Source organism: Geofilum rhodophaeum (genome assembly GCF_002210225.1).
GTDB lineage: Bacteria > Bacteroidota > Bacteroidia > Bacteroidales > Marinilabiliaceae > Geofilum > Geofilum rhodophaeum.
On the sequence record NZ_MWUJ01000007.1, the window covers coordinates 118,701 to 133,226 of the forward strand.

At 52.2% G+C, this 14,526-nt stretch carries 7 protein-coding genes; 1 reads left to right on the forward strand and 6 read right to left on the reverse strand.

The features are described 5' to 3' along the window. Window positions 1–7 precede the first annotated feature (7 nt). Together B4W65_RS08565 and B4W65_RS08570 are read right to left on the reverse strand one after the other, a co-directional pair. Entirely contained in the window at window positions 8–574 is a 567-nt protein-coding gene (locus B4W65_RS08565; protein WP_088654732.1) for a LemA family protein, read from the reverse strand. A gap of 129 nt (window positions 575–703) precedes the next feature. Then, entirely contained in the window at window positions 704–1,636 is a 933-nt protein-coding gene (locus B4W65_RS08570; protein ID WP_088654733.1) for a DUF3137 domain-containing protein, read from the reverse strand. A gap of 119 nt (window positions 1,637–1,755) precedes the next feature. On the opposite strand from B4W65_RS08570, the gene B4W65_RS08575 reads away from it, so the two are divergent. Further along, window positions 1,756–4,803, forward strand: a complete 3,048-nt coding sequence (locus tag B4W65_RS08575; RefSeq protein ID WP_146697754.1) for a DEAD/DEAH box helicase — start codon at window positions 1,756–1,758, stop codon at window positions 4,801–4,803. Window positions 4,804–4,895: 92 nt separating this feature from the next. Here the strand turns inward: B4W65_RS08575 and B4W65_RS08580 are convergent, their stop codons facing one another. The 4 genes from B4W65_RS08580 to B4W65_RS08595 all read right to left on the reverse strand — a co-directional run bounded on the left by B4W65_RS08580 (window position 4,896) and on the right by B4W65_RS08595 (window position 14,312). Further along, a complete protein-coding gene (locus B4W65_RS08580; protein WP_088654735.1) occupies window positions 4,896–9,701 on the reverse strand; it encodes a RecQ family ATP-dependent DNA helicase in 4,806 nt (1,601 codons plus the stop codon). Window positions 9,702–9,770: 69 nt separating this feature from the next. Beyond that, window positions 9,771–10,127, reverse strand: a complete 357-nt coding sequence (locus B4W65_RS08585) for a hypothetical protein (RefSeq protein ID WP_088654736.1) — start codon at window positions 10,125–10,127, stop codon at window positions 9,771–9,773. Window positions 10,128–10,262: 135 nt separating this feature from the next. Further along, window positions 10,263–11,450: a phytase gene (locus B4W65_RS08590; protein WP_088654737.1), complete on the reverse strand. Its 1,188-nt coding sequence runs from the start codon at window positions 11,448–11,450 to the stop codon at window positions 10,263–10,265. Window positions 11,451–11,471: 21 nt separating this feature from the next. Continuing rightward, on the reverse strand, window positions 11,472–14,312 hold the full coding sequence (locus tag B4W65_RS08595; protein ID WP_088654738.1) for a TonB-dependent receptor: 2,841 nt from the start codon (window positions 14,310–14,312) through the stop codon (window positions 11,472–11,474). Window positions 14,313–14,526: the final 214 nt, after the last annotated feature.

The following is a 14,526-nucleotide window of genomic DNA, read 5'->3' on the forward strand; positions in this document are numbered from 1 at the left end:
AAGCAGCTCAGGAAAAGAGCTGCTTTACATTTACATTCTGACGTTCCTCCTCTGGAATGCTGAAAAGTTGTCGGGAAGTAAAACCCAGCATCCCGGCCAGCAAGTTGGCCGGAAAAACCTGAATCGCATTGTTGTAATCCGTCACCACCGCATTGAAAGTCCTACGAGCCGCAGCAATCTGCGACTCCACCTCCGTCAGGTTCCGCTGCAAATTCACAAAACTCTCACTCGCCTTCAGGTCGGGATAAGCCTCCACGGCCACCATCAGATTACGCATGCCGGCCGACAGCTGATTGTCTACCGCCACCTGCTCATCCTGACTCAGATTGCCCGAAACCGCTTTAGCGCGCAATTCCGTTACCTGTGTCAACAATTCTTTTTCGTGCGTGGCGTACTCCTTAACGGTAGCCACCAAATTGGGAATCAAATCGTAGCGCTTCTTCAGCTGCGCATCCATACCCCCAAAGGCAAAATCCACCTCATTGCGCTTTCTAATCAGGTTGTTGTACAGGCCCACCACCATCAAAAGCACCAGGCCGCCCACCACCAACAAAACAATAGTTCCAGTTTCCATGTATAGTCAAGGTTTTATTAATAAACATTCTAAAAATACAGTAAAATCCCAGCCCCCCCCACAGATTTTCGATAAAAGTCACCAAACCCTTGATGAACAAGCACCGCACCCAAAAACATTCGAATCCCCTCAGGCCCATATACTGGTATTCAGATCCAAGTCCTCCACCACACAAGTCAACAAATCAAAATAAACCAGATTCCTCGCAACAAAATCCTTGTCAGTTAGCGGCTTAAACAAGTGCGGTTCAAACAAATTAAGGGTTGAATTGATCGCCACATAGAGGTAATTATTCACAAAGGAAAAGCTTACGTCGGTATTCAACTTTCGCTTATAATCCAACATCCGTTCCATGAGTGCAGGCGCGAGCTTGTAACGGGCCTCAATCTGATCCTCTGCAACAACCAAAAACTGCTTATTGAATTCCACATTCTCCAGTTTAACACGATCGGCCCCCATCATTTTTCCCTGACGATTCATCTTTACCTTTCGCGCCCCTCCGGCCTTCTTGCGATTAAGAACAATGGTCTTGGTGTTAAACCTTTTATTAAACAAAACCGCAATAAAAACGCCATTAAAAATCATTCCGTCATCAATGAGGTTGTAAGCGGTAACCTCCGACAGATAAATATCCTTTTCAAGAATGTTGCATTCAATAAAATCTTCCCCTTTAAATATGTGAATGGGCTTGTCGAACAAAAGACTGTCTCGCAAGAGTCCAAGGTTCATCTTCTGTTTGGGGATATAGGAAACCTTATCGAAATAAAAATCAAGGAGGGGCCCAACTACAATCTTCTTATACAGCGGGGCCAGCTCCTTCCGGCCTTCCCCTTTTTTCAAATCGTAATTGGCAAAACAAACGGGAATTAATATGACCAATATCCACAGAAAAACATACAACTCCAACGCGGTAAGTACGATAAACAAGCCGATCAAAAGCAGGGCTGCATCCAGGTGCCACCGGGCACGTTTCACCCACTTTTTTCTTAAATCTTCCAGGGACGTCAACTGCGGGAGCAGTTCGTCATAAACCTCATCAAAAGTTTTCTCTTTCTGACTCACGGGATCAGGGTATCAGGTTTTTACTCCTGCGAATATAGTCACTCCAGTGCCACTTTCAAAAAGCTTACATAAAAAGCCTATCTTTAGGCGCGCAAAAAACTTCAAAAAGATTGCTCTCCGTGCAAGAAACCACCGAATGGGAAAGTTTGCGCTGCACCATCAGCGCCGTCGATCACATCAATCAGGCATTTTGGGTGCAAAGCGCCGAGCTGCCCACCGAGACCAGGGTAGGCCTGAGCAAGGCTGAAGGGGAAAACGAACTGTTGCCCACCCTGGCCTGTCTCCGGGCCGGCGCCACCGTTCAACTGCTCAAAGTAAAACGCGAGGAAGAAGCCCTCCTTCCCCAACTGCTGGTACTGGAGCCCGATTACCTGGTGGATGTAACCCGCGTGGCGGCTTGTTTTCTCGTGTTCGACAACAAAGCCCTGCGTGCCCCGGAGCTCTTTTTTTCGGCCCAGGCCGAAAAGCGCAAAGCCAGCGTGCCCCTGCTCAAGGGAAATGTAGCCAACTTTTTCTTCGACGAAATAATAAACGAAAAAGCCGATGCCAGAGGAAGCTACGACGAGAGTCTGAAACGCTCCTTCAAGACCAACGCGCTCAGCTACACCGCGCTCTCGCAGCAATTGGGCCACTTCTACCACGAAATGCAGGAGCAGTACCACAACATACAACGCACCGTCACCACCGATTTTCAGTCAGGCCCACAAGCCCCCATCGACCCGGCAAAAAGCAATCTCGAAGTCTTCCTGATCAGTCACGAACTGGGTCTGCAGGGACGAATGGACTTGTTCGACGACTCGCCTTCGGCCAACGGCAGCTACCAGGCCAAAATCATCGAACTTAAATCGGGTCGCCTCCCCTATCCGGCCAGCGATCCCCTACAAATTGATTACAGTCACGCCACCCAGGTGCGCCTCTACAACATGCTGGCCTCCCGGGTACTGGGCTACGCCCCGCACGCCATCTACAACGCCATCTTCTATTCCGCAGCCTCCGTACCCGGACAGGCGCTGCGCGCCGTGGATCTGCAGCCCAGGGAAGAACAACGCATACTGAATGTACGCAACCTCATCGTAGCCTGGGAATTTATGCTGGCCGGCGACCAGGCGCCCTATACCGCCTCGCGCGAGTTTGTTATGGGCATAGCCGGCGAGCACTACGACCTGAAGCCCCAGGCTAAGACTTCGAGAAACTGGCTGTACGACAAGTTTGCCGAGTACCCTAAAAAGGTGCAACAAATGTCGCCCCTCGAGCAGGACTACTATTTTGCTTTTGTGAACTTTCTGGCCCGCGAAAAACTCATCAGCAAGGTGGGCGACGGGCACAATACCAGGGGACTGTCGGCCCTTTGGAACAAGACCGACCTGCCAGAAGAAAACCTGTTCAGTCAACTCCGCGGTCTGCGCATCATCGAAAACAGGGCCAACCAACCCGAAGCCGCCCTGGTGCTGCAGCGCGACAAAAGCAGTGCTGCTGCTTTTGTGAATTTCAGGGTGGGCGACATCTGCGTCCTCTATCCCGACACCCCTGTCCAACCCCTCGCTGTGCAGCACCGCATCCTTAAATGCAGCATCAGCGCCCTCAGTTCCGAGTCCCTTACGGTCGTCCTACGCCAACAACAAAACTCCGACAACTATTTTAGTCGACACGCCACCTGGGCCCTGGAGCCGGACTCCCTCGACCACGGTTTTGACCAGATGCACAGCGGATTGTTGGAGCTCCTGGATGTGAACAACCCCAAGAAAGACCTGCTGCTGGGTCTCCGCACCCCCGAGCCCATTGCTTATCAGCATCTCAACTTCGTCAACCCCGACACCTCCCCCTCGCCCCCCGAAAGTGTGGCGGAGCAAAACCAGGTGTTGTCGAAGGCCTGGCTGAGTAAAGATTACTTTTTGTTGGTGGGACCGCCCGGAACGGGCAAAACCCGTCTGTTTTTAAAGCGACTGGTGCGCGAAATCGCCCACCAGAGCAGCGCCAACATTCTGCTGCTGAGCTACACCAATCGGGCGGTGGACGAGATGTGCGCCTCGGTGCGCGACGACTTGCAGGACCAGCTGCTGCGCATTGGCTCGTCCCTGGGTTGTGCCCCTGAGCACCGCGACCTGCTGCTCGATCAGCGCGTAAAAGCCCTGCACACGCGTGCCGAAATCCAGGACCTGATAACCTCCACCAGAGTGTTTACCGGCACCGTAGCCGCACTGCAAGGCAAAAACGAATTGTTTGAAATGAAGCGCTTCGACTGGGCCATCGTTGACGAAGCCTCCCAGTTGCTGGAGCCCGCCATCATCAACCTGCTGAGTCGCGTCCAAAAATTTGTAATGATAGGCGACGAGCGCCAGTTGCCCGCCGTAGTCACCCAGGCCCCCGAAAGCTCTGCCGTAAGCACCCCCAGTCTGCAGGCCTTAGGCCTTAAAGACCGGCGCAACTCCCTTTTCGAGCGCCTCCTGACCCTTTGCCAACAAAACAACTGGCATTGGGCCTGGGGCGAAATGACCCATCAGGGACGCATGCATCCCAATGTGGCCGACTTCCCGAACCGCTATTTTTACCAGGGCAAACTCAAAACTGCCCAACTGCAGCACCAAAACCAATGTCTGCAAACAGCTGGCACTCCCACAGACGAGACCGACCAGGCACTCTGCAACAGCCGCACCCTTTTTGTGCCCTCCACCACCGCGCCCGAAGAAGTCACCGAAAAATCGAACCGCCATGAGGCCCAAATCCTTGCACAAGTACTGGCCCGCCTCATCCGCCTGCGCGGCATCGACAGTGCGGCCAAAATGCGCGAACAAATCGGCATCATTACCCCCTACCGCAATCAAATCGCCTGCATCCGCCAACAACTCGAACAAGACGGCATTCCCTTTTTCGAGCACCTTCAGATCGACACCGTAGAGCGCTACCAGGGCAGCCAAAAAGAAGTCATCCTATTCTCTCCCGCCATCAACGCCCCCGCCCAAATGCAGGCCCTCTGCAACGCACGCGTGGAACTGCAGCGCCCGGCCGGCGAGGCAGTCCACCCCGCTCTCATCGACCGCAAACTCAACGTCACCCTCACCCGGGCCAAAGAACAGTTCATCATGACCGGCAACCCCAAACTGCTGCAAAGCGATACGCTCTACAAAGCATTGATGGAGAGTTGCAACAGTCTGGATGGAGCGCATTAAATCATCGCTGCTCTTGAACCCGATAGATAATCCTTTATTGATGTAACACCGAGAAGCTTTTCCCTTTTATGTTGAACACAATACGCTTTGAACTAATGATGCTGGATCAGCCGCAGCAAGCTCAGCTCGGGCAGTACAATTAAGGACTCCTGATCGGCCCCCTCCTTTTTCCAGTACAGCACGTAATTCACCCGGGCCGAATTCAGCCGGTAGCCCTTGGCCTCAAAGGCAGTCAATTGCGTTTTAAACGCAGTAGAAAACTTCAGCAGGGAGCGCTTTTTTTCATCCATACAACCCTCCGCATCCACCTCCAGAGGATCCCCACTCATGAGGGTTTTGATCAAACCCTGGCGATTCAGAAAATAATCGAGCCACAAATCTTTGTGCCCCGGATGCAAGACCAACACATCACTCTCCGCATAACTTCGCCGGTCCACCCGCCGCTGCAAACCTTCGCAGTCCATTCCCTCAAGATAAGTACCCTGCACATGCAGGGATAAGGAGTTTTTGGCGCGGGTCATGGCCACATACAGCAGGCGCCGCTTTTCGTCGTTGTCGGGCACAAAGCCCTCCAGCATCACAAAAACATTATCGAACTCCCGTCCCTTGGCTTTGTGCATGGTGGAGACGAACACCTTCTCCCCATCCATATCGACAAAATCCTCGAGGCGCGATTCCCTGACAAAAACCTCCAAATCGGAATAGTAGCGCCGGCGGGGATAATTCACCTGAAAAGCCTTAATCAGATTGATGCACAATTGTATCTTAGAACTGTTGCGGTAACGGTCCCACAACAGCTTCTTTGCCGCCTGCCACAGCTCATCGTTAAGGTGTGCAGCACCACCTTGCCGACGAAGCGCATCCATAAAAAAGCGCAGCTCCAGCATTTGCAGCAACGAAAAACCCTCATTACTCTGAATCAAGCGAGCCGGGAGGCCCCCCGCCGTCAGCAAGCCCGCCATTTGCAGCGCCTGCTCATTATTGGGCGTCAACACACAAGTACTTCCCTTCAAATCGGTCCCCAGTACCTCCTGCACCACTGCCGGCAAAAAACGCCCCTGTTCGTAACGGGTCACGCCTACCCGCCCCTCCTCCTTCCTTCGGGCCACTATGGGCAAGTCCTTCAGGCGATGGGTAATTTGGGGGACAAAAGCATTGGTAAAGGCCACCAGGTTGGATGCGCTGCGAAAATTATCGTTGAGCTCGTACTTACGCGCGCCCATATCTTTGATGAAATGCTCCAGATGCACCGAGCTGGAACCACGAAAGGCATAGATGTTTTGGTCGTCATCGCCTACGGCGATGACACGCAGCTCCTCATTTCTTTCCATCAGCAGACGGACCAGCTCATACTCCCGGGCATCCATATCCTGCGCCTCATCAATCACCAGTACCGCCTTGTTGATGCGGTTGGGTTCAATATTGTTCTCCCTGATTTGCGCAATGGCCTGCGCAATAATGGTCTCCGACTTCTCCAAAGTTCCCATTTTACCCAACAAATCGAAACAATAAGCGTGAAAAGTCTTTATCTCAACAAAAGCCGCAGCATTGCCTATGAGCGCCTGCAGGCGGGACTTAAACTCCGTAGCGGCGGCCCGCGAGAAGGTCAGCATCAGCAATTGCTCGTGCTTTACATCCTCCATCAGCAACAAGGAAGCCAGCTTGTGCACCAACACCTTGGTCTTTCCGCTGCCCGGACCGGCAGCAACCGCAATGTAGGGCGAACTGCTGTCTTTAATCACACTCAACTGGGCGGGCGACAAGCTGCCAAACAATTGGCGAAATTTGGCCGGCGTGATGTTTTTCGACAACTCCTTTTGCCGACTGCCGTTGAAATACTTATTTAAAAAAGAGCTGTAGTTGAGTTGAAAATAATCCTCCACAAATTGCAAGGCCCCACGGTAATCGCTGATCATCTTTTGGGCGTACTCCCCAACAATATGGATCTGCTGTACCTTGTTCTCATAAAACTGCTTCAGACGCTCATAATCCTCCGCCTTGTAGCGCTTCTTATTGTCCGTCTCCAGCCGCTCCACGCTCAACTTATTGTACACCACCAAAAACCCGCCATCCAACTTCAAAGCCTCAATGCGCGACAGGTAAAAAAGCGCATCTTCTACATCCTGCACCGAAATCGTATGCTTAAACAAAAGGGGCGACTGCTCATAGGCCTGCTTCAACTCATGCACCGAAAACGACAGCAGCTGCAGTCCCGAAGCCTCAGAGACCGCCACCCCCGCCCCTTTGGCGTACAACAAATCCACAATAAAACGCGCCAAATCGTGCCGCTTCTTCATTTTATCCCTCAAATCCTCCAGAGGATAGTTGGCCAGCAGACTCACCTGATGGCCTGCATAAGGCTGGGTTTTGCGCTTCACCCAGTTTTTTATCACCCAAAAATTAAGCAGCGTTCGTATGTGCTGTGGAGAAACATCCGTGCAGCCCTTTTCCAGCGCCAGCTCGTTCAAAGCCTTTAAGTGAAAAATCTGCTCCTGCTCACGCAACTGTTCCAGCAAACATCCCTCCAGACGCCCCATGCGCAAGACCACCTCCAGCGAACGATTGCTGTTCTCGCCCCTACGCAAATAAGCCGTTAAATCCTTCGTGTCGGCCAAAACCTGCTCCTCACGCAGCAAATTGATGGCCTGAATCACCTCCTCCTTAACAATGCCCAGATGATCAGAAATATAGTCGATGCGCGATTCGGCCACCTCATCGGACGATTGTTGACGGGTTTTGCTCGAGAAGAGTTTCTTAATGATACGTACCGCCTGCTCCCGCTGGCGGTCGTTAAAACGCGACGAGCCCATAATGGCATCGATAGCCTCCTGCGCGTTGGGCGACAAAATGCTGTTGGCAAAAATGCGCGGCATGTTTTGTCCCCTTTTCACATAACCCGCCTCCTCCAAGGCAGCCAGGGCTGTGGTGACCCGCGTCTCCATATCGGCCACATTATCGTCCCATCCCGCTTTGCGGGCAATTTCCAGAGCCGAATTAGAAGCCGTCAGCCGCAGCTTAGTCAAGTCCTTAACCGCCCGCCAAATCTGCTGAATCTCTTTAATGCTCAGCTTGGTCTGATTCAACAGAATGAAATGCTTGCTTAAATCCTCCTCATTGTAGAGCACAAAACACTCCGCCGTGATGTTCTCATCACGACCGGCCCTGCCCGCCTCCTGCACATAATTCTCCAGCGAATCCGAAATCTCAAAATGCACCACCAGTCCCACATCCTTCTTATCTACCCCCATGCCAAAAGCCGAAGTCGCCACCATCACCTGCACCTCCCCGCGAATAAAAGCATCCTGGTTGTCCGACTTCTCCTGCTTATCCATTTTACCGTGATAGGCCCTGGCCGAATAGCCATCGCTACTTAAACGCTCCGCCAACTGAAAGGCCCGGCGCGTGCGCGATACGTAAACAATGGCGGGACAATTACGCGCATCGATCAAGCCACGCAGAGTTTGGTACTTTTCGTCCTCCGTGTTTTTCGGCAGGACCTTAAACTGAAGATTGGAGCGCGACACCTGCGTACTGAAAGTCTCCAACTCCCACCCCAGCTTGTCCCTGAAGTAGTTTTTGATGTCCTGAATCACATTCTGCTTAGCGGTAGCCGTAAAGCAGGATACCGGAATGGGCTCCGACAGGTTTTTCTTCTCCTGCAACTGCCGTATAAAATCTCCTATATACAAATAGTCCACCCTGAAATCCTGCCCCCAGGCCGAAAAGCAATGCGCCTCGTCAATAACAAAACGCACCACATTGCGCCCCAGCAACAAGTGCTCAATGCTGCGTGAGCGCAGCGACTCCGGTGAAATATACAAAATGGAAGCCGAACCGTTCTCCACCCGCTCAAACGACTTGGCCCGCTCAATGGGATCGAGCAAGCCATTGATGGTCACCGCCTCGGTAATGTTGGCCCGCTCCAGATTGTCCACCTGATCTTTCATCAGCGACTGCAAAGGCGAAATCACCACCGTGAGGCCCTTTACATTTTCGCCACTCATTAATGCAGGCACCTGAAAGGTGATGGACTTGCCGCCACCGGTAGGGAAGACCGCCAGCAAGGATTTGTTCAGCAGCGCGGCATTTACCGCATCCTCCTGCAGCGACTTGCCCCCGTAACTGCGGTAAGCATCAAAACCAAAGAAGCGCTTCAATCCCCTGCGTGCATCCAACCACTGGTCGCAATAACCGCAGCCCCTAAGACAGGGTTTTCCGCACAACAAAAACAACACACGCTCCACATCCGGATGCTGTTTCAACACCCAGGGCGGCGTAATGGAATGGGGACTGTCGGCCGCAATCAGGGCCAGACCATAAGCCAAATCCACCGGATGCTGCTCCACCAGCAAAGCCAAAGGCGCATCCGCACATAGCGCTCCTTTAAAGCGGCTTCGGATACCTGCCACCAGATCGCCCCCCTCCCCCACAAAATTCACATACAAAAAGAAAGCGTCAAAACCGACCGTCTCGTGCAACAAGCCATAAAGAATCTGCTTAAAATCCTCGTCCAGCCCCCGAAAAGCCCCCACCTCATCCTCAAACAACTCCCGGGCTTTTTGCGCATCGTTCAAGGGATTGTTCAAAGCATCGGTCTGCAACTTATCGTCCTTCACCAAGGCGTGATAGGGCTGTTTGGGAAACAAAAGAGGCGACCAAACGAGCGTATCAATCAGCTGCTTGTCGCCCAGCTCCCCGGCCCCAGCCCTTAAAAGTAAAGGCCAGTCGTGCCGCACCAAATTGTGACCGCACACGTAATCGTAAGCAGCTACAAAAGCCTTAAAATCGGACAAAGCCCCTGAGTGAAAAGACCTGCCCGAAATATCCACAGCTCCGGCGTCCCTGATCTGACTGCCCTCCGTGTCGGCTTCCATATCGATAAAAACAAGGTGCTTCAAAACACAACACAATTGTTAAAAACCAATGCTGTGTACAAATATAAGAGTAAGCACCTACAATACAAGCCCTCACCGCAGCTCCCGGTACCGGAGGCGACTCTTTTGCAGCAGTTTTTCGTCCCACAACTGCCACATGCCCCGGTACACCCCGTACTGTGTTGCCTTTTGCGTGCACACACAACGCCGATGCTCCTCATCCAAAAAGCACAAATGCAAGTGCACAAACACCTCCTTAAAACGCATATCCTCCAGGCGTACCCGTCTCAGGTAATTGCCCTCCTTATAAATGTACTCCCGGCCAATTCTCAATATGGCCCCACGCGTCATCACATTCGGCAAATCCACCCTTATCCTTTTAAAGCCCAGGCGGCGCAGCAAAACCATTTTCAAATAATTCATGTAAAGCATTTGTTGAAAAGCATTCATCACAATGGGTTTTTAAGGTTAATAACCCAAAGCTATGCACCACCCCCGCCAAAGTGTGTCGCCCCACAAAAAAACAGCCCTCCGAAAAGCCGAAGCCTTCCGAAGAGCTGATCCCAAATCCACCCCAATCAGGAGTTATTTCATCCAGTCCAAATAATCCGGCGCCAGGGGCAAAGCCTCTTGCAAGGCACCATCAAGCACCATCAAATCTACCAACTTAAAATTTTGAGGCAGCGCACTGTCGCCCGCCCTGTTAAAACCGTCCTGCACCACCAGCAAGCCCTTCGGAAACTGCTCCCCAAGTGCCCCGTTAAAGATGCTCAGTCCATCCGTTTCCTCAACCCCATCAAACGTACCCGAAACAATTTTAAAACTGCCCAGGTAAGCATGCGGCGCTTCACGGTCGAACAAGGCATAGCTGAAATTGCCCTGACTGCTCACAATAAGGAAACCCTTACCATCTCGACCGTAATATACATCCAAGCCCTCCAAATCGGCCACCAGCGCAGTATTGTCCCTGCCGTGACTCATCGGCAGCACCTCACTCCGGGTGCCGCCATCGGGCGCTGCAGCAAATTTATGAATGCCCCCTTCTTCCACCGCGAGGTAAAACAAGCCGGTCTCGTCATCGGCAACCATACCCTCGGCCTGGGTGGCCACGCGCAAGGCGCGCACCTTCTCCAGTTCAATACTGTCGCCACTTGCCTTTAAGCGCAATTGCTGCACGCCGCCATCTTTACCCCCTACAAAAACGTAGAACGAGTTGTCGGGCTTGTGGCGGTACATGCACAAACCATAAGGCTCATCCACCACCGAAGGGTCCAATTTCACCAAAGGCGTACCCACCTCCACCAGCGTATCTGCCGTAATGGTAAGTAAGCGAACGGTATTTAGGCTGCGGTCCGAAGCCGCCACAACATCCACCTTTTGCCCATTCAGCTCAAAACCATAGCGCACATCCACGTTGTTGATGCGCCCCAGGGCGTAATACTGCAACTCCTCACCCGCCAAATTATAAATGGCCAGTCCCCCCTTTTTATCGGTACCGATGATGCGCGACTGCTCAGGCTGAACCGCATTGTACCAGATGGCCGGGTCGTCGGCCGCATCTTCGCCAGCCACGGAAGGCACAGGCGCGGTCTCCGCCGCAGCCTGAACCGACACCCTGATCCTGGCCTGATCGGCAAGAGCAGCCGCATACTCCAGCGAATCTTCAATAGCCTCCAGTTCACCAGGCGTTCGCTCCCGTTGTCCGCTGTTCGAACGACCCGCACAGGCCGCCATCAAAGTCCCCATCACAAACAAATAAAAAAACTTCTTCATATCTTAAATCCTTGATAATCATTAAAAACTAAAACGAATACCGGCCTGCACACGCACCCCGTAAAACTCCTCCTGCATGGTGTACTTTTCTTCTCCCTGAAAATAACGTAAAGGGGTATTAAGCAGATTATTGGCCTCGGCATAAAACTTAAAATTGGGCGTAATGTCGTACGAACCACTCAAATCCAAATGCGTGGACTTATCGTAGTGCCGGTCGTAAAAGGCCTCCTCGCCAAACTCGTCAACAAAAGCCCCGGCATAATTGAGCGAAGCGCGCAAGGTCAAACGCTTTGACTCGTAATCCAACGCCGCATTCAGTGCATGCTCCGGCGTACCCGGCAACTGCACCTCATCATCGCTTCTGCCCTCCAACTGAAAATTCTTCACCTTACTCTGCGTATGCGTATAATTGGTGTAAACGCCCAGATTGCCTAAAAAGCCGGGCAAAAAATCCAAGCGCCTTTCAAAAGCCGCCTCAAAACCAAACAACTGCGCATCGCCCCCATTGATGGGCTGACTAAAAGTCTTGTACACCGTACCCTCGTAACCGTAATCAAAATACACCCGGTTAACAAAAAAGTCGTTGATGTCCTTATAAAAAGCGCCCGCCGACACCAAACCCAGTCCGCTCAGGTACCACTCCCCCATCACATCCAGGTTCATCGAAGTAGCCGCCTCCAAATCCGAATTACCCACACTTATTTCCATATCCTCGTAGTTCACCTGCCGATAAGGTACCAGATCGAAATAGCGGGGACGACTCAAAGTATTGGTCCACGCTGCCTTAAGCTTAAGCGCATCGCTCACATTGTACTTCAGCAACAACGAAGGCAGCACATTGGCATAGCGCTCACTGCGACTGCCCGTGGCATTCAACTGCTCATCGCCCTGTTCATCTACCAAATAAGTAAAACCACTGTAATCGACCTGCGTCTGCTCATAACGCACTCCAGCCACAGTCTGCCACTTAGTGCCCCAACGCTGGTCGTAGCGCACAAAGGCTGCCTGCACCTGCTCCGTTGCTTCAAAATTACCCGCCAGCTCCTCCAGCAACTGCTCCCTTTCAAAAGCACCACCGTTCAGGTCCAGGTCGCCCAGGAACTCCTTCTTTACAAAACGACCCGCCGCATAATCGCCCGCCATAAAATCGCTCCGCGACATGTCCCTCATCTGCTCCCCATTCAAAGCCTCCTGCAAAAAGGTCGCCTCATTTACCGGCTCAAACTCATAAAAATCGTTCTTACGCATCTTCTCCTTCTGCTTCAACTTCGCCCCGAACGACAACAAAGCATTCTCCCCATTATCACTCAAAGGTACACTCAGCTTAAAACCAAAACTGCGGTCCACATCCTCCGTAATTTGAAATTCCTCCGTCAGCTCCTTCAAATCGAAATTAGCATTCAGGTCGGCCACCTCCGCATCTTCAACCAACATATTTGGCTTGCGCGTATCGTTCAACAGGGGTTGCACCACCGCATCCTCAGCACTGAAGGATATGTAACGCTCATTGGGCCGCTCCTCCGAAGCCTTCGAATACGCCGCATTCCAATCCAGTCCCACACGACCAAAATGGTGCGCCCCACCCAAGGAGTAGCTCATCACCATCTGGTCCTCCAAACGTCGGTATTTATTTTCTTCCACGCCCCCTTTCGTCTCCCTGCGGATCTCACTCTGCCAGGCCAGACGCCCATCGTTATGCCGCAACACATCGTCATTCTCATCGTGCATCACCTCAATATCCTTGTAGTTCAACCGAAAACGATTCTCCCAGTCCTTACGCCAGTTGTAAATACCCTTCGCCTCCAAACGGTGATTATTGTTAAAAGCATAATCCAGAGCCATACTGTAACTCTGCCGCTCCCGCTGCACATGGTAAGTCCGCACCTGAAAATCACTTGCGAACACCGCCGAACGCTCCTCACCCTGCAACAATTCAGGCTTCTCCACCTTGTCCGCCAGGCGATCCCATTCCGCTTCAATATTGTCCGAGCCCAGACGATGATTGTGGTACGAACCCGATATCACCAAACCCAGTCGCTCCTTAAAAAAGCGGTCGCCATACATCAGCGAACCTGTAGCCATAGGCTTGCCCATCAAAAAGTTGTAGCCTGAGCCCAATTGACCGGAAATACGACGCGACACCGGGTTCGAACGCGTCACCAAATTCACCGAACCCCCAATAGCATCGCCCTCCATATCGGGCGTAACCACCTTATTCACCTCAACCATCTGCACCATGTCGGCAGGAATAAGATCAAGCTGAACCGAACGAATCTCCGCTTCTGCAGAAGGCATACGCTCTCCATTTATGGTCACAGAATTGTATTCGGGGGCCGTCCCCCGAATATGCCCAAAACGCGCCTCCCCCTGGTCGTACTGCACATTAATACCCGGAATCCGCTTTAAAGCATCTCCGATATTCGCATCGGGAAAACGCTCCACCTGGTCCGAAGCAATCACATTATTGATGTTGACACTGCTTTTCTGACTGTTCATGGCCTTCACACGGCCCTGCAGCGAACCACTCACCTTCACCTCCTGCAGCTCTATCCCCTCAACCAGCTTAAAATTCAACTCGTAAGTCTCCGCCGAAGTCTCTGCCACCGCCAGCGGCTCACCCACCGTTTCGTAGCCAATGTACTGCACCTCCAAACGGTGCTGCCCCCTCGGCAAATTACTCAAACGATAAAAGCCATTGGCATCGGTTACCGTACCAATGGTATTGCCCGCCAAATAAACCACTGCTCCAGGCAGTGGCAAGTCGCTCGAATCAACTACACGACCGCTAACGGAAACGCGCTGCGCCTCCAGGTTCCATCCCAGCAGCAATACCGCCGCCAGGGTCATCCAAATTTTTCTCATTTCAGCTTACTTTGTGGTTATTGTTTTCGCGGCGCAAGGTAGCCGCCCAATAAAAAGTAAACCTGAAATCCGTTTTAAGAAAAGTTTAAACAAAAACGTCCTCTGTTAACCTGGCGTTAACAGAGGACGGTAAGTCCCTACGGCCTAATGTTTCAGTCTCCTAAAACATCAATTTCTTAAGCCAATCTCAAAAATTGTCTCCCTCCGGTTTTGT